Source organism: Photobacterium angustum (genome assembly GCF_002954615.1).
GTDB lineage: Bacteria > Pseudomonadota > Gammaproteobacteria > Enterobacterales > Vibrionaceae > Photobacterium > Photobacterium angustum_A.
Map to the genome: position 1 here is coordinate 510,546 of NZ_MSCJ01000001.1, position 14,258 is coordinate 524,803.

Sequence of the window (14,258 nt, forward strand, 5' to 3'; positions counted from 1 at the left end):
ATTTAATATGCCGTTAGACTAAGGTTTAGCGTGTTTTATGCTCTGGTATTAATTAAAGGTTATCAAGAATGCGCAGCGTTAAGTTATATCGATATCAGTTACCGATGGATTCTGGTGTTATTTTACGTGATCAACGTTTAGTAACGCGTGAAGGTTTGGTTGTCGAACTTATTCAAGGTGACAACGTTGGTGTAGGTGAAATAGCGCCACTGCCTGAGTTTAGCAATGAAACGCTAGAGCAAGCGTTAGATCAAACAAAACAACTACTTGAACTTTGGCTTGAGGACCAAGACATCCATATAAACGATGCTTATCCCTCTGTTGCCTTTGGTTTTAGTTGTGCAATGGCAGAGTTAGCGGGAGAGTTACCTCTTACTGCAAACTATGCGGTAGCACCATTATGCTCAGGTGATCCTGACGAGTTGATTGAACGTTTAAATACCGAAAAGGGTGATAAAGTCGCTAAAATTAAAGTCGGTATGTATGAAGCGGTGCGTGATGGTATTGTCGCTAATATGTTTATTGAAGCGATCCCTGAGGTTCAGTTACGTTTAGACGCTAACCGTAAATGGACACCGCTTAAAGCACAGCAATTTGCTAAATATGTGAAACCTGAAAATCGGCAAGGGATCGCGTTTTTAGAAGAGCCTTGTATTGATCCTCAAGACAGCCTGATTTTTGCAGAGCAAACAGGTATTAATATTGCTTGGGATGAAACTGTCCGCGAGCCTCACTTTGAAGTAAAAGCACAACCAGGTGTTGCTGCAATTATTATCAAGCCCACACTAACTGGTAGCTTAGCCCGTTGTATCGAGCTGGTGGAACAAGCTCAAGCGGTAGGGTTAACGGCAGTGATTAGTTCAAGTTTAGAATCAAGCCTAGGATTAAATCAGTTAGCGCGTTTCGCCCAGTGGCAAACACCCAATGTTATCCCCGGTCTAGATACCATGCAGTTGTTTAAAGCACAATTGGTGACACCTTGGCCGGATAGTGAACTTCCAATGATCTCTTTAGCAGAATTAGACCTAGTATGGCAGAAATAAAACACGATTTTCTAACATGGCCTTGGCAGCGATGGGCTGCAGAACGCCCATCAGATATAGCCATCTCTTTAGGTGATAAAGAGCATGATGCACAAACGTACACGTGGGCTGATGTATCTTCAAACGTTGATGATTATGCACAAGGCCTAGTTGAGCAGGGCGTTAAGCGTGATCAACTTGTGGCCGTAATCGCTGATAATTCGATTCAAGTATTATGGTTGATGCTTGCTATTTTTCGAGTGGGGGCACGCTATGTAGGGTTAAACCCGAAGTTGTCTTCTACTGAATTACAGCAACAGTTAGTGATACTCGATAATGACTATATTTGGTCGGATAGTGAACATGATATAACAGCACTAACTGGGCAACATATTGTTCTGCAATTCCCCGCTGTCGCACGTATGGTACCTGTGACATGGCAAGAGCATCGCCCAATGACACTGACATTAACATCAGGTTCATCGGGTGTACCTAAGGCGGTGGTTCATAATGCCGAGTCACATTTAGCGAGTGCTTCTGGCTTGCTAAGTCAAATGGCATTCACAGCAGAAGACAGTTGGTTATTGTCATTACCGTTATTCCACATTTCGGGTTTAGCGATTGTATGGCGTTGGTTATATCGCGGAGCATGTTTAGTCATTGTCGATAAAGCGCAGCAGCAGCAAGCATTGCATTGGGTGACTCACGCATCATTAGTACCTACTCAATTACAACGTTTACTCGATAGTATTGATAATACTGCAACACCATCATCGATGATGCTAAAACAAGTGTTATTAGGTGGCGCACATATTCCTGTTACTCTCACTAATAAAGCGCACAGTGCTGGTATTGGTTGTTGGTGTGGTTACGGCATGACGGAAATGGCATCAACAATATCGGCTAAACAAGCGAATGAGAGTAGTGGTGTTGGTAACGTATTACCAAATAGAGAATTACTTTTACGTGATGGTGAGATCTTAGTTCGAGGTAAAAGCTTGTGCTTGGGGTATTACCGTAACCATACTATTTTTTCTATTTTAGATAACCATGGCCACGATGGGGAATGGTTTGCAACCAAAGACATGGGGGAGTGGCACGATGATGAGCTATTTATTCATGGTCGCGCAGATAACATGTTTATTTCTGGTGGAGAGAATGTTCAACCAGAAGATATTGAAGCGGTACTGTTACAGTATCCAGAGATAGAACAAGCTGTTGTTTTACCCATTGATGATTATGACTTTGGTCAACGACCGGTTGCTATTGTGAAAACAACTTGCCCGATGGATGCGGTATTTATTGATCATGTGATGACTTATATGGCAGATAAAGTGGCTGCGTTTAAGCGTCCAATTCGTTACCTCGATTTACCTGATGGCGATATTTATCAAGGGATAAAACTCTCTCGGACGAAATTAGCCAACTGGTTATCTAAGCAATAATAAAAAGGCGAAGCTAATATCTAGCTTCGCCTTTTTAATCTATTTGCTAGTTAGAACCTAACTAAGAAGAACGTTATTTTCTATCGCCACGTAATTGTGTCACTTGTTGATATAACAATTGGCTATTTGCCTCTTGGGAAGACAGACATTCCCCAGCGACGATAGTGACTTGTGACCAGAAACGTTTGGGCCATTTTAATAATGCAACGCCACCCTCTCGACTAAAATAGCTCCCCCATAGTCCCTGCAATGCCACGGGGATCACCGTGACATTCGAACGTTTAATGATTAAATCAATGCCACGCATAAACGGGGCTATTTCACCATCAAAGGTGAGCTGTCCTTCTGGGAAAACACAAACAATATCGCCATTATCCAAATGTTCTGACACTTTTGAAAAAGCATTACGAATAGATGCACGGTCATTCGCATCGACAGGAATCGCCTTACATGCTTTACAGAACGATTTGACCAGTGGCAGGTTATATATATCACGGTCCATCAAAAAGCGGATAGGGCGTGGGCAGCTGCCTGCTAACAATAAAGCATCCATGTAGCTGACATGATTACAGACAAGTAACACACCACCTTGTTTAGGAATATTATTCAAATTCTGTTTTTTTACACGATACATCGTATGGGTGATCATCCAAACCACAAAGCGCCAAAAAAAATCAGGGGCTTGGAAGTAGATATAGACAACAACTAATGAATTCACCGAAGCTAAGATTAAGAAGAACTCTGGAATGGAAAGCTTTAAAACAGATAAGAAGACAATAGCTGAAATAGCACTGACAACCATAAACACAGCATTCCATATATTATTTGCTGCAATGATTTGTGCACGTTCATCTTCTTTAGAGCGCTGCTGCATTAAGGCATAAAGCGGAACAATAAAAATACCGCCAGCAATCCCCAGTAAAAGCAATGACGCAAAGATTGGCCATAGATTTGGTGCCGTTATAAACGCTATTAGGCTCTCAGTTTGCACTGTAGTTGCTGGAGCGAGGAAATATAAACCTGAGCCAAATAACGTTATCCCTAAACTACCAATAGGCACTATTCCTGGATCAATTCGGTGTTGAGATAAGCGATCACAACACATTGAGCCAATAGCAATACCAATAGAAAATAGCATCAGTAAGAAAGAGACAGAGGCAGCATTACCACCAAGGCTGATTTTTGCATAATTAGGAAACTGTGTAAGATAACAAGCCCCTAAAAACCAAAACCAACTAATTCCCAAAATACATTGGAAAATCGTTTTGTCTTGTCGTGCAATCGCCATGGTTGAACGAGTTTGTTTAATCGGTTGCCACTTAAAGGTTGCTTTCTTTACCGTAGGTGGTGCGCTCGGAATAGCAAGGGATGTGAGGTAGCCTAATATCGCAAAAAAGATCACGGCACCAGCTGCAATATAGTGGGCGTTATGGCTGTCGGCAATAAAACCTGCGAGCAATGTGCCAAGTAAAATAGCTAGAAAGGTGCCTGTTTCAACCAAAGCATTACCTGATATTAACTCTTCTGATTTTAAATGCTGGGGCAGTAAGGCATATTTTGCAGGGCCAAAGAAGGCTGATTGCGTTCCCATTAAAAAGAGTAACACCAACAGAGCAGAATAACTTTGATAGAAGAAGGCTATTGCAGCAAGGCACATTATAACAATTTCTGCTAGTTTAACTCGGCGCATGATCATTGCTTTATCGTATTGATCGGCAATAACACCAGCAGAAGCTGAAAATAAAAAGAAAGGTAAAATAAATAACCCAGCGGCAATGTTAATCAGTAAATTTGCACTCAGTGGAAGGCTATCAACAGAAGCGTAAGCGATCAGAATTAATAATATATTTTTGTAAACATTATCATTAAATGCCCCAAGTGCCTGCGTTAAAAAATACGGCAAGAAACGCCGCTTGGTTAGAAGACTCGATTGGGGCTTTGTGGTCATTTACGCTATCTCTATTACTGTTTCCACTTATTTAGATAAGTATTTAAAAGATTATCAATAAGTGCTTTGCCGTCAACAGGCGTCGAGGTAAATAGCTTATCATCAACAGTAAGTAGTGTAATACCGTGAACACCAGCCCAAATAACACGGCTTGTTTCCAGTACTTCTTCTTTAGTCATGTTACTGCTAACTTGACCAATCAATGATTCCAACATGCCTGTCATGTTATTGATTCGATCTGATTGCCATTCTGGTAAATCTTCACCATTCATTGTGTGTTGGAAGATTAACTGCCAGCGGTATGGGTGAGCAATTGCAAAGTCGAGATAACAATAGGCGAGACTACGAAGTGCCTGCTCTGGATTGGTTGCCCCAGTTAAACACGTTTGTGCTTCTTGTGATAATTCATCAAGTGTTTGGGCAACTGCGTGTAGTAACAGTAAATTATAGTTACCGAATACATTCACTAATGTACTTGGAACATAACCAATCATAGCGGCGACTTTACGTAAACTTAGCTCATGGTGAGGGTGCTCATTGAGAAAGTTTTTTACCTGCTCCAGTGTCATGCTTACCAACTCTTCACGAGTATGGTCATTTCTTCTTGCCATGGATATTACTCTTTGATGTGTTTGCTTATCGTATTTTACAAAACTAACGTTTTTAATTATAGAACAATGTTCAATACTGTTATTGTTATCTAATCGAAACCATAGTTGTTAGGAGTTCGATGTCAGAAATAAATTGTTACAAATTTATGTCTAAAGGTCAGAAATGATATCTTGTCACAACAAAAATCACCAATATTAAACGCTATACAGTTTTATTTTTGGTATTTTCTAAAGAAACTTGATCGTTTAACGTCCAAAAATCGATAAGAATACCTATTAGGAAGAAACCAAAGGTACAAAGATAAAGTATCCCAGTGATCCATTTACCCATGTACATACGGTGGACGCCAAACACGCCAAGGAAAGTAAGCAGTAGCCAAGCGATATTATAATCAATTTCACCACTAGCAAAACGCAAGTCTGATTCTCTGTTCATTGATGGAATTAAGAACAAGTCAATCAACCAGCCAATACCGAATAGACCTAAGGTTAAAAACCAAATAGTTCCTGTTACAGGTTTGCCATAATAAAAGCGGTGAGCGCCCGTAAAGCCGAATATCCAGAGTAGATAACCAATGATTTTACTGTGCGTGTTATTCTCTTGCATATAAATATCCATGTTAGTGTTGACAATATCGTAAGATATAAACAACAAAGACTTAACGTTTGATTACTTATAAAAGACCACTTTTGATGGATAAAGTGCCATAAAATGAAGAATATTTTTATAAGTCGTTTAAATAAAAAACAGTATACAAAAATATTTAGGTGCTGTATTCAAAAATGATGAAATTATCAACGATAAATGTTAAAAAATGGTAACAATTTCGCGACGGCTTTAAATTGACATTCTCCATTATATGGCTACGATGCATACAGGACATGGATAAGGTACTTCAACAATGATGAAACGCTTTTTTACCGTATTTGCTTTAGTGTTTGTGGTCGCATTGTCGACACCGCATGCTGAAGCAAAGAAATTTGGTGGTGGTAAGTCGTTTGGTAAAAGTTTTAAAACTGCGCCAATGAAAAAACAACAGCCACAACAAACAGATACTATTCGTAAACAAAACTCACCTGCGTCGTCGAGCAAAAAAGGCTTAATGGGTGGCCTATTAGGTGGCTTACTTGCTGGTGGCTTACTTGCTGCCTTCTTTGGTGGTGCATTTGATGGTATCCAATTTATGGATATTCTCATTATTGGTGTGATTGCATTTGTGTTGTTTAAATTATTTAAAGCAATGCGTGCGAACAAAGGCACTCCGATGGGGCATCGTGAATCTTACGCAGGAAATTCTCCTCGTCAGCAGCCACAACAAGCACAACAGCAATACCGTCAAGCGTCAGGTTCGCAGTCTCAACCACAAAATGGTGGTTTTGAGTCAACCGATAGTGATGTGCCATTTAATTTACCGCCTAACTTTAATATGAATTCATTTTTAAGTGGTTCTCGCGATCACTATCGTATTATTCAAGGCGCATGGAACCATAACGAATTAGCGAAAATCAAAGAATACGTATCACCTGCGTTATTTACAGATTTACAAGCTGAACGTGCCAAACTTTCAGGTGAGCAACATACTGAAGTAATGTACGTTGATGCTGAACTTGTACGTGCAGACTATGACGCGAATTCTGCACAGCTAAGTATTAAGTTCTCTGGTCGTTATAAAGATACCCAAGAAGGGATTGAAGAAGATATTAATGATGTGTGGCATTTAGAGCGAGATTTAAAAACGCCGAATGCACCATGGTTAATCGTTGGTATTCAAGCCTAATTTAGAAAGCCGCTTTTATTAGCGGCTTTTTTATATCTCTCAACAGGTTAGGGTGTTTTTTGTACAGTTGTAAATATCCGAAAAAAGAGTTCTAAAATTATGAGCGTGATCGCGTTTCACTGATATAAAGATCGTAAGATGTTGATCTTGGCACCTAGTTTTATCACCAGTAACCGCTAGTATTAACTCATGATATTAAATAGGTCAGTCGTTAGACATTGAGATCTAAATAGAGACTAATAAGAGGTCGTTATGCCATACACTCAAGATATTGTTGAAGAAATGAATCTATTAGTGAAATTCCCTATTCACAGCAACATGGAAGGGGTAAAAGTTCATAGTGATGCAAATCCAGCATTGGTTTCAGCTGCTCAACGTTTATACGCGAAAGGATTGGTTACTCAACTTGATGGTGGTTATTTAACACATACTGGGCATCAGGTGGCGGAAAACGCAAAAATTGCGCTACGCATTCTGACGGGGAAAACGACAGAATAACGCAGCCATAAGATAAAGAGCATTGATCAAGTTATTTGCTCTAATTCTGTAATTATCGTTAAAGCTTGCTCATTGGTTTTTCCGCAAACATCAGGGCAAGCTTTAAAATGGTGGCATACAGCAGGGCGTTCAGCTTTGCCAAAAAGTTTACATAAATTTTGCTCGTTAAGTTGAACGCAAGGGACACCTGCAGGTTTGCCGTTGGGCATTCCAGGTATGCTTGATGAGATACTTGGAGCTATACAGCAGGCACCACAGCCAAGACGACATTCCATCAATCACTCTCTTCATTGTTTAAATTGGCAGCGCAAATTATCACTCCTTATTCATAAGATCAAAATTAAAGATCTATTTTAGTGCTATATCGATGTTTCCCTTATTTATTCTTAGTAATAATAGCTCTCATTTCGATGCCATTGTTGATTAATAGGTAATTTGAATTTGCAGTTTACCGTCAGGATCGCTATAAACACCGCGCTATAATAAAATAGTAAATTGTAATTTAGCGCTGTTTTAACGCGCATAACGTGAATTTGGTGTAGGTATCATGACGCATTTTTGGCAAGAAAAAGACTTAGCAACAATGACAGATCAGGAGTGGGAATCACTTTGTGACGGTTGTGGTAAGTGCTGTCTGCATAAGCTTATTGATGATGATACAGATGATATCTATTACACCAATGTGGCATGTAGTTTATTAGATAATAAAACATGCTCTTGCAAAGATTATCCTAATCGTTTTGAGTCCGGAGAAGAATGCTTAAAATTGACTCGTGATCGTATTGATGAGTTTGTTTGGCTTCCTGAAACGTGTGCATATCGTTTATTAGCAGAAGGAAAACCATTACCTGAGTGGCATCCACTGCTAACTGGTTCAAAAGAAGCAATGCATAAAGCCAACGAATCGGTACGCGATAAAATTGTGTACGAAATTGATGTGATTGATTGGGAAGATCACATCACAAACCATCCCTTACGTCGTTGATTTTAAAAGTATATATTAAAGGCTCGTTAGATAACGAGCCTTTTTTGTTTATTTTTATAATAATTTAAAGCAGCGTTCTATCGCCTTGCTCTGTGAAAATAAAATTAACGCCTAATTTATTATCTGCATTGAGTTCTTGTTCGATAACGGTTTGTGGATTAGTGCCTTTTTTTAAGCTGTGTTTAATGTGTGTGATGATCACATTAAGATCTTTTAATGGTTGTTCACCACCAACATAGCCTGCCAATGAATCTAATTCTGCGAGTAACCATTTTGGTGTTAAGTGACCAAATAGTAATTTATCTGGTGTGCTATTGCTAAAAGAGGTCTCAATGAAGATCCCTTTTAATTTCTTTTGCTGAATATACGGTGCAATCTGTTGCCAAATAGTATCTAACGCCGTGCTTTTTTCTACCGCGTCAGGGCCAGTATCCCCTAAATAAATGACCACTTCGTTGGCGGCATTTTTAAATAAGAATGCGGTAGATTCTGCGCCTGAATGGCTTAATGGAAAAGCTTTTACTTTTAATTCGGTATTGGCAACGGGCAACCACTGATTGATAGTCAGTGGTGCTAATTCATATTTGCCGAGTTTAAAGCCTTCACCTTGACTCGTAAAATTAGGCCATGCTTTCCAATTAAAATAATCTTGACTGATAGTTTGATGAACAGACGGAAGGGCATAAATAGGTTTTTTGCTGTCATCTGGCGAAGCAATAATAAGTCCTGCAATGTGATCAAGATGGGCATGACTAATGAAGTAGCCCTGAATTTTCTGGGTTAGGATGTAACCTTCTTGGGTGTAAGGGCTGGATATAGGTGCCACCATGTCACTAAACGCATCTTTATTGGTCGCAGCGATAAGCCCATTGACAATGCTACCAGCATCTAAGGTTATGTAATTGTTGTCAGTGTTTGATTTCAGCATAAATGCGGTTAGGTTGCCGTCTTGGATCCCACCTTTAGCGCCAAGTGTAATAACATCAAACCCAGCAAAACTGAACGATGAATAGCAACACAGTGCAGCCATAATTAAATGTTTGTTCATAAAAATCCATACTGATAAGAAATGATTTTAGTGCTGTTAAACGCTAAAACGTAACTTGAAAGAGTCCTAATACAGCGAGATATATACAAAATACGCGGTTGAGAGCAAAGTGATTTTTATAAGAAGTGAGAGATAGCTGAAATAAAAAATAACCTAATAAAAAACTATGCTTATTAGGCTATTTAGTGGGGGAGTTATTGAAGTAATTACAACGTGTTAAAGGTATTACATTGACGAGGATCGCCAGTTGTTAGTCCTTTCTTAAACCATTTAATACGTTGTGCTGAGGTGCCATGCGTAAAACCGTCAGGTTGAACTGCATGGCCTGCCATTTTCTGTAAATGGTCATCGCCTACCGAGCTTGCAGCTTTAATGCCTTCATCAATATCTCCTTCCTCAAGTATGCCTTGTTGATTGACGTAATGTCCCCATACGCCAGCATAGCAGTCTGCTTGTAGTTCAAGTTTTACACTTAAACGGTTGGCTTCCACTTTACTGCTACGTTGTTGCATTTTATGTACTTTGGTACTTGTGCCTAATAGGTTTTGTACATGGTGCCCCACTTCGTGAGCGATAACATAAGCAAAAGCAAAATCACCGGGGGCGCCTAGCTTTTTAAGCTCGTTCATAAAGCTTAAATCTAAATACACTTTTTTATCCGCAGGGCAATAAAATGGGCCTGATTGCGCTGAGCCTGTGCCACAAGCTGTTTGGGTTACATTATTGTAAAGCACCAGTTTTGGCGGTTGGTATTTACCATCAAGGATCTTATTCCAGACGGTTTCAGTTGTGCCTAATACTGCAGCGACAAATTGTTTATTCTCGTCATTTTGAGTTATTGGTTGAGAAGGTGTAGCTGATTGTTGCAGCCCCATCATGTTGCCGCCAGTAAAGTGTTGATACGCTAAAAATAAGCCACCGACAACAAGAATAACTCTACCTATCTTTGTTTTAATTAAAAAAGGAATAAAGCGAAGTAAACCGCCAATAGGCAATCCCGCTTGAGCCGAACCTTGGCCTCGACGATCTTCAATATTGGTACTTCGGCGGGAGTTTTTCCAACGCATAGTGGATCCTTAATAAACAGAATTTTATCAATAAATAATGGCCTAAATTTACGCACAAGTGTGAATTTTCCTTATGGTAAATAAGCGAGCCGTTTTTGCGCGATAAATGGGGAAAGTTCGATGATGATGGAAGTTAAAAGAAGACAGCCCAATGAGATTGGGCTGTAAATGGGGTTATTGTTGCTGAGCGCGCTGAAGCACTTCGATGATTGGTGCCGCTTTATTTAGGGCGCGGATGTCGGTAAATAATAATTTGGCTTGGGGGTACTCATGACGTAGGTAAGAGAACCATTGCTTTACTCGGTTAGGGTAGTAAAGCCCTTTATCACCTTTGATCTCAAATTGAGAGTAAACTAAAAGTAAGTCGAGTACTTCTTCCCAACTCATATGCGGTTGATTATGTTTTACGACATTACCTAAATTCGGCAAATTAAGCGCGCCGCGACAGACCATTAATGCATCTGTATTGGTGGCAGATAGGCATGCTTGACCATCCTGATAATTCCAGACTTCGCCATTAGCAATAATAGGGATAGTGACACTTTGCTTAAGCTGCTTAATATAATCCCATTTAATAGTCTCTGCGCGGTAACCATCTTCTTTAGTACGTGCATGGACTACCATTTCATCGGCGCCTGCTTGGGCAATAGCATCTGCAATTTCAAAACATTGGGCAGGATCATCCCAGCCTAAACGTACTTTTGCCGTTAGAGGCTTAACGGGATTGACAGCTGCGCGACAAGCTTTAACTATTTGATAAATACGCTCAGGCTCTTTTAGTAAAACTGCGCCACCACGACTTTTATTGACTGCTTTTGCCGGACAACCAAAGTTAATATCAACGCCTGCAGAGCCTAGTGAACATGCACGCTGCGCATTTTCAGCCATCCAGTTAGGATCTTGTCCTAAAATTTGTACCCGAACAGGGGTACCAGAGCGTGTTTTTCCACCTTGACGTAACTCGGGACATAAGCGATAGAAGACACTGCTAGGCAATAGGCTATCAATGACACGGACAAATTCGGTGACACAAAGATCATAGTCATTAATTTCAGTCAGCATCTCGCGCATTAAATGGTCTAAGACGCCTTCCATCGGGCCTAAAATAACTCGCATAGTGGTTATAGCTCTGCTCGGTAATACATATAAGGGGCAAGATTCTAGTGCGAGAGGGTTAATTTGTCACCATTGATTTTAAATAGTGCGGAGTTGATGACCCGAAACTATGGTTTTTGGCTCAAGTTGATGTTTCTGACAAGATAGTGCCATTTTTACCATGCTACGTGCCACGTACTCCGCAGGTATTGGGGAGAAATGCTTTAGAGGACCGACAACCAATGGATTGATCACATCAAACACATGTTGCAATAATTGCTCGTCAGTACGAATTTCACTACGTTCACCTTTTAAAGGGCCAGGTCGAATAAAAATGCAGTGTTCAAACCCCATCTTAGTGATTGCTTGCTCCATTTTTCCTTTGCAGCGTAAGTAATGGGAAGGAGAGTGGCTTGATGCACCAAGGCTTGATACGACAATAATGTGTTTAACGCCTAGGTTTTTCATTGTGGTAGCGACATCTTTTACCAAATCGAGATCAACTGCGGCAAGTGCTGATTTACTGCCCGCCTTGCGTTTTGTCGTTCCTAAACAAATAAAACCATATTGCGGCTGAGGCGTTTCGTGCTCCCAGCTATTTATCCGAAGAAGCGGATCAATGATTTGGTGTAATTTACTGCTGTGAAACGGTAAGTCACGACGAGATAGAGCATAAATATGTTTAAATTTTTTATTGGCAAGTAACTGGTGTAAGAGTTCATCTCCAACTAAACCACTCGCGCCAGCAATGATTGCATTTAAATCGTGATTATCCATGGCTATTCCCATCGCATAGATTATAAATGATGACATTTATCTGTAATTAAACAGAATATATGTTTAATTTCGCTGAACTGCATCAAATATCAAGTAATTAGCATAATAAATTTTTAATCAGCACTACTTACATTGTTATCAGAAACAATCAATATTGCGTTTCTTCTACTCAATGAGTGATGATATGAAGATAAAGGATGAGTTCAGGTATAATGGCGGTAGAAACTTTTATTGGAAATTATCATGAATACATTAATGACACTCCCAACTGGCTGGGATGGCATGTCAGCTTCTTTTATTGAAGGCGCGTTATTTGCTGCAAATGCAAACCCGAAACCAATGGAACCTGAGATTTGGTTACCCGTGTTATTAACTGGTGCTGTCACTGAAGGTAATGATACAGCGCTATCAGATACCGATAAAGTTGCCGTATTAAATCACTTTGAAATGCAGTATCGCACAGTAAAAGCCGGTGAATACCAATTACCGGTAGAGCTTAAATGGCAAGAAAGTGGTGAAATAAATGAGGCACTTTCACAGTTTGCTCAAGGCTTTTTAGCTGTTTGGCATTACATTGAACCAAACTGGGAAGAGATGTCTATTTCAGATGGCACAATGCGAATGCTATCAGCATTACTGACAACGCTAATGTTATGTGTTGATGAAGCCGGTACTCTGGAACAAATGGAGCAAGCGGGCGTGACAGGAATGCCAGCACCAAGTGAGCTTTATTCGCAACTACCATTGATGCTAACTGAAGTGATGATGGCTGCTGATCAACTTCAAATTGGCGCAGGAGCACAAGCGATTAACCCTTATAAAAATATTGGTCGTAATGATCCTTGCCCATGTGATAGCGGTAAGAAATTCAAACAGTGCTGCGGTAAGTCACATTAATGCAAAAGCTTAAAACAATCGTTGTTGTTGCGGGAGTTATTGAGAAAGAAGGTAAGTACCTACTTGCTCAGCGATTAGATAATGCGAGCCAAGGTGGTTTATGGGAATTTCCTGGTGGTAAAGTTGAAGTGGGTGAATTACCAGAACATGCATTAGAGCGTGAGCTTATGGAAGAGTTAGCGATCACAACTAAAACACAACAATGGTTGGCGGATAGCGTATTTGACTACGGTGATAAAGTCATCGAGTTAAAAGGTTATTTAACTCGATGGTGTGAAGGGGATATTGTATTAAATACGCATCAAGCTATGGTGTGGGTGAGTTTAAACGAATTTAAACGCTATACATTATGTCCTGCTGATTACCCTATTCTAACTGCCTTAGAACAAATCGCATTAATGAAGTAAGTACTAACAAAAAAGCGAAGCCTAGTAATCTAGTCTTCGCTTTTTCTATCTTATTTATTCGTTGCTAACTTAAGCTGATTTCTTACCGAAGAATTGAGCGATAACCATGACTGCCCAAACAATAAGATTTCCAGCAAAAATAACAACCAACCATTGTGGCATCGTTAGTGTTAAGAAATGCCAAACAATTTTGGCACAATCACCGTATGCTTCAAACATCCAAGGAGCCCAATGGTTTATTGGCGCCCAACTTGGAAATCGGACGAATAAATCACAGGTTGCAAATGGTGATGGGTTTAACTGAAAACCCACATGTTGATAGGCCAATACAACACCGCGGTATGCACAATATCCCCAACCGGCTAAACCAATCCAACGGAAAATGGCATTTTGAGGGGCAATAAGACCAACAATAGCGGCAAAACCGATCCCCATCATCGCGACACGTTCATAAACACACATCACACATGGTGCAAGGTTCATTACATGTTGAAAGAATAGGGCACAACCTTCAAAGATAACAATAGAAAGAAGTAATAGCAGCCATGCTAAACGTGATTTTGAAAAGGTATTGAGGTATTGCATCATCGATACTCTACGTACTAATTAAGATAAAAGAAAACCCTGAACTATCAGGGTTTTCATATACGTTATGACACTAATCTAACATCAATATTCAA

General features: G+C 40.0%; 16 protein-coding genes. 7 read left to right on the plus strand and 9 right to left on the minus strand.

The features are described 5' to 3' along the window. Positions 1–68 precede the first annotated feature (68 nt). The gene (gene menC, locus BTO08_RS02200) at positions 69–1,043 is read left to right on the plus strand and encodes an o-succinylbenzoate synthase (protein ID WP_105059707.1); all 975 of its coding nucleotides are present in this window, start codon (positions 69–71) and stop codon (positions 1,041–1,043) included. After that, on the plus strand, positions 1,031–2,467 hold the full coding sequence (gene menE / locus BTO08_RS02205; RefSeq protein ID WP_105059708.1) for an o-succinylbenzoate--CoA ligase: 1,437 nt from the start codon (positions 1,031–1,033) through the stop codon (positions 2,465–2,467). Before menC ends, menE begins: the two co-directional genes overlap by 13 nt. Before the next feature lie 73 nt (positions 2,468–2,540). On the opposite strand, the gene BTO08_RS02210 is transcribed toward menE, so the two are convergent. From BTO08_RS02210 to BTO08_RS02220, 3 genes are all read right to left on the minus strand, one after another. Continuing rightward, complete coding sequence (locus BTO08_RS02210; RefSeq protein ID WP_105059709.1) at positions 2,541–4,415, minus strand: MFS transporter; 1,875 nt, start codon at positions 4,413–4,415, stop codon at positions 2,541–2,543. Positions 4,416–4,429: 14 nt separating this feature from the next. After that, positions 4,430–5,026, minus strand: coding sequence for a TetR/AcrR family transcriptional regulator (locus BTO08_RS02215; RefSeq protein WP_105059710.1), 597 nt, complete (start codon positions 5,024–5,026; stop codon positions 4,430–4,432). A gap of 202 nt (positions 5,027–5,228) precedes the next feature. After that, a complete protein-coding gene (locus tag BTO08_RS02220; protein ID WP_005369071.1) occupies positions 5,229–5,633 on the minus strand; it encodes an NINE protein in 405 nt (134 codons plus the stop codon). 298 nt (positions 5,634–5,931) lie between these two features. On the opposite strand from BTO08_RS02220, the gene BTO08_RS02225 reads away from it, so the two are divergent. Next, positions 5,932–6,804, plus strand: coding sequence for a Tim44 domain-containing protein (locus tag BTO08_RS02225; protein WP_198038445.1), 873 nt, complete (start codon positions 5,932–5,934; stop codon positions 6,802–6,804). Between the two features lie 252 nt (positions 6,805–7,056). After that, complete coding sequence (locus BTO08_RS02230) at positions 7,057–7,302, plus strand: TIGR02647 family protein (RefSeq protein ID WP_005369066.1); 246 nt, start codon at positions 7,057–7,059, stop codon at positions 7,300–7,302. Between the two features lie 26 nt (positions 7,303–7,328). Here the strand turns inward: BTO08_RS02230 and BTO08_RS02235 are convergent, their stop codons facing one another. Then, a complete protein-coding gene (locus tag BTO08_RS02235; RefSeq protein ID WP_105059712.1) occupies positions 7,329–7,577 on the minus strand; it encodes a YkgJ family cysteine cluster protein in 249 nt (82 codons plus the stop codon). A 272-nt stretch (positions 7,578–7,849) separates the two neighbouring features. On the opposite strand from BTO08_RS02235, the gene BTO08_RS02240 reads away from it, so the two are divergent. Beyond that, positions 7,850–8,287 carry a YcgN family cysteine cluster protein gene (locus BTO08_RS02240; RefSeq protein WP_080896326.1) on the plus strand — a complete coding sequence of 146 codons (438 nt, stop codon included), beginning with the start codon at positions 7,850–7,852 and terminating at the stop codon, positions 8,285–8,287. A gap of 64 nt (positions 8,288–8,351) precedes the next feature. On the opposite strand, the gene BTO08_RS02245 is transcribed toward BTO08_RS02240, so the two are convergent. The 4 genes from BTO08_RS02245 to BTO08_RS02260 form a co-directional block, all read right to left on the minus strand. Further along, on the minus strand, positions 8,352–9,335 hold the full coding sequence (locus BTO08_RS02245) for an MBL fold metallo-hydrolase (protein WP_045129790.1): 984 nt from the start codon (positions 9,333–9,335) through the stop codon (positions 8,352–8,354). 206 nt (positions 9,336–9,541) lie between these two features. After that, on the minus strand, positions 9,542–10,402 hold the full coding sequence (gene ypfJ / locus BTO08_RS02250; protein WP_105059713.1) for a KPN_02809 family neutral zinc metallopeptidase: 861 nt from the start codon (positions 10,400–10,402) through the stop codon (positions 9,542–9,544). 174 nt (positions 10,403–10,576) lie between these two features. Beyond that, on the minus strand, positions 10,577–11,518 hold the full coding sequence (dusC, locus tag BTO08_RS02255) for a tRNA dihydrouridine(16) synthase DusC (RefSeq protein ID WP_105059714.1): 942 nt from the start codon (positions 11,516–11,518) through the stop codon (positions 10,577–10,579). A 78-nt stretch (positions 11,519–11,596) separates the two neighbouring features. Next, the gene (locus BTO08_RS02260; protein ID WP_045152032.1) at positions 11,597–12,274 is read right to left on the minus strand and encodes an NAD(P)H-binding protein; all 678 of its coding nucleotides are present in this window, start codon (positions 12,272–12,274) and stop codon (positions 11,597–11,599) included. A 243-nt stretch (positions 12,275–12,517) separates the two neighbouring features. Between BTO08_RS02260 and BTO08_RS02265 the strand changes: the two genes are divergently transcribed. Together BTO08_RS02265 and BTO08_RS02270 are read left to right on the plus strand one after the other, a co-directional pair. Further along, a complete protein-coding gene (locus BTO08_RS02265) occupies positions 12,518–13,171 on the plus strand; it encodes an SEC-C metal-binding domain-containing protein (protein WP_105059715.1) in 654 nt (217 codons plus the stop codon). Continuing rightward, positions 13,171–13,578 (plus strand): (deoxy)nucleoside triphosphate pyrophosphohydrolase, encoded by a 408-nt coding sequence (locus BTO08_RS02270; protein ID WP_105059716.1) that lies wholly within the window; start codon positions 13,171–13,173, stop codon positions 13,576–13,578. The genes BTO08_RS02265 and BTO08_RS02270 overlap by 1 nt, the downstream gene beginning before the upstream one ends. Before the next feature lie 69 nt (positions 13,579–13,647). Here the strand turns inward: BTO08_RS02270 and dsbB are convergent, their stop codons facing one another. Further along, a complete protein-coding gene (gene dsbB / locus BTO08_RS02275; protein ID WP_105061296.1) occupies positions 13,648–14,163 on the minus strand; it encodes a disulfide bond formation protein DsbB in 516 nt (171 codons plus the stop codon). Positions 14,164–14,258: the final 95 nt, after the last annotated feature.

Bases quoted from the DNA above. Each gene is read 5' to 3' on its own strand.
- BTO08_RS02235 (WP_105059712.1), bottom strand. From the start codon at position 7,577: ATGGAATGTCGTCTTGGCTGTGGTGCCTGCTGTATAGCTCCAAGTATC.
- BTO08_RS02270 (WP_105059716.1), top strand. From the start codon at position 13,171: ATGCAAAAGCTTAAAACAATCGTTGTTGTTGCGGGAGTTATTGAGAAA.
- BTO08_RS02260 (WP_045152032.1), bottom strand. From the start codon at position 12,274: ATGGATAATCACGATTTAAATGCAATCATTGCTGGCGCGAGTGGTTTA.
- BTO08_RS02245 (WP_045129790.1), bottom strand. From the start codon at position 9,335: ATGAACAAACATTTAATTATGGCTGCACTGTGTTGCTATTCATCGTTC.
- BTO08_RS02220 (WP_005369071.1), bottom strand. From the start codon at position 5,633: ATGCAAGAGAATAACACGCACAGTAAAATCATTGGTTATCTACTCTGG.
- menC (WP_105059707.1), top strand. From the start codon at position 69: ATGCGCAGCGTTAAGTTATATCGATATCAGTTACCGATGGATTCTGGT.
- BTO08_RS02210 (WP_105059709.1), bottom strand. From the start codon at position 4,415: ATGACCACAAAGCCCCAATCGAGTCTTCTAACCAAGCGGCGTTTCTTG.
- dusC (WP_105059714.1), bottom strand. From the start codon at position 11,518: ATGCGAGTTATTTTAGGCCCGATGGAAGGCGTCTTAGACCATTTAATG.
- BTO08_RS02240 (WP_080896326.1), top strand. From the start codon at position 7,850: ATGACGCATTTTTGGCAAGAAAAAGACTTAGCAACAATGACAGATCAG.
- dsbB (WP_105061296.1), bottom strand. From the start codon at position 14,163: ATGCAATACCTCAATACCTTTTCAAAATCACGTTTAGCATGGCTGCTA.
- ypfJ (WP_105059713.1), bottom strand. From the start codon at position 10,402: ATGCGTTGGAAAAACTCCCGCCGAAGTACCAATATTGAAGATCGTCGA.
- menE (WP_105059708.1), top strand. From the start codon at position 1,031: ATGGCAGAAATAAAACACGATTTTCTAACATGGCCTTGGCAGCGATGG.
- BTO08_RS02265 (WP_105059715.1), top strand. From the start codon at position 12,518: ATGAATACATTAATGACACTCCCAACTGGCTGGGATGGCATGTCAGCT.
- BTO08_RS02230 (WP_005369066.1), top strand. From the start codon at position 7,057: ATGCCATACACTCAAGATATTGTTGAAGAAATGAATCTATTAGTGAAA.
- BTO08_RS02215 (WP_105059710.1), bottom strand. From the start codon at position 5,026: ATGGCAAGAAGAAATGACCATACTCGTGAAGAGTTGGTAAGCATGACA.
- BTO08_RS02225 (WP_198038445.1), top strand. From the start codon at position 5,932: ATGAAACGCTTTTTTACCGTATTTGCTTTAGTGTTTGTGGTCGCATTG.